At 66.8% G+C, this 1,304-nt stretch carries 1 protein-coding gene; it reads left to right on the top strand.

What is annotated here, in order from left to right; all coding sequences use genetic code 11:
* A partial coding sequence (locus tag FJ309_17635) for a penicillin acylase family protein (protein ID MBM3956396.1) occupies nucleotides 1-1,304 on the top strand: 1,304 nt, incomplete at both ends.

The raw sequence follows: 1,304 nt of genomic DNA, 5'->3' as shown, positions 1-1,304 counted from the left end.
GTGGAAGCCGGTGACGATCGAGTCGTTCACGATCCCCGTCCGCGGCAGCGACCCGGTCACGCGCCCCGCCTTCTACACCCACCTGGGCCCGGTGATCTCCACGCCCGACATGGCCAGCGGCACGGCGTATGTCGGCGCCTCCCCCTATTTCGACCAGACCGGCCTGTATGAACAGTTCGACAAAATGGCGCGGGCCCGCAACGTCCACGAGGTCAACGCGGCGCTGGCGATGCACCAGTACAACGAGCAAAACGTGATGTGTGCCGACGTCGACGGCAACATCTCCTACGTCCGCAACGGCGCCACGCCGATCCGCCCCGAGGGGTTCGACTACAAGCGCCCCGTCGACGGCACGACCAGCGCCACGGCCTGGAAGGGGATCCATCCGCAGGAGGATCTGGTCAAGATCCTCAACCCGCGCCAGGGCTACATGCAGAATTGCAACATCAGCCCGCACAACATGATGGTCGACTGCGAGCTGACGCCCGACCGGTTTCCCGGCCACGTCTACAACGCCACCTGGGATCAAAACAACCCGCGCGGCCGCCGCGCCATCGAGGTCCTCCACAACGACCCGCTCGTCACGCGCGACGACGCGAAGGCGTATGCCCTCGACGTCCACGACCGGCTCGCCCGCGCCTGGCAGGGGGAGCTCGCCCGCGCCTATGCCGCCGCCGGCGACACGGCCGCGAACGATCCGGTCCTGCGCCGTGCCGTCGAGGCGGTCCTCGCCTGGGACGGCGAATACACGCCCGAGTCGACGGCCACGGTGCTGTTCAAATTCTGGCGGTTGAAGTGCGGCGCCCAGTGCGACGTGGCCCCGCTCGCCCGCGACGGCCGGCTCGACGACGCCACGCGCGCGAAGCTCATCGCCCTGTTTCGCGAGACGATCGACTTCCTGAACACGCAGTACGGCCGGTGGGACGTGCCCTGGGGCACCGTCCATGTGGTCGGCCGCAACGGCCGGTATTTCCCCTGCGGCGGTGCCGACTATTCGACCGGCGACAAGGAAGCCAACTTCACCGAGACGCTGTTCGACGTCCGCAGCAACCAGGATCCGGAGGATCCCAAGACCTACATCGCCAACTCCGGCTCGATGTCGGTGATCCTGATGTTTTTCAAGGACGGCAAGGTCGAGTCGTTTACCTGCACCCCCTGGGGGCAGTCGGGCCATCCCGATTCCCCCCACTACGTCGACCAGGCCGAAAAGCTCTACGGCCCGCGCGCGATGAAGCCCACCTGGTGGGATCCCGCCGAGCTGGCCGAGCATGTCGAGAGCACCCGCACCTTTACAAACCTTCCCT

It is taken from the genome of Planctomycetota bacterium (genome assembly GCA_016872555.1).
In the GTDB taxonomy this organism is placed as follows: domain Bacteria; phylum Planctomycetota; class Planctomycetia; order Pirellulales; family UBA1268; genus F1-20-MAGs016.
This window is presented reverse-complemented; position numbering and strand designations above follow the sequence as displayed.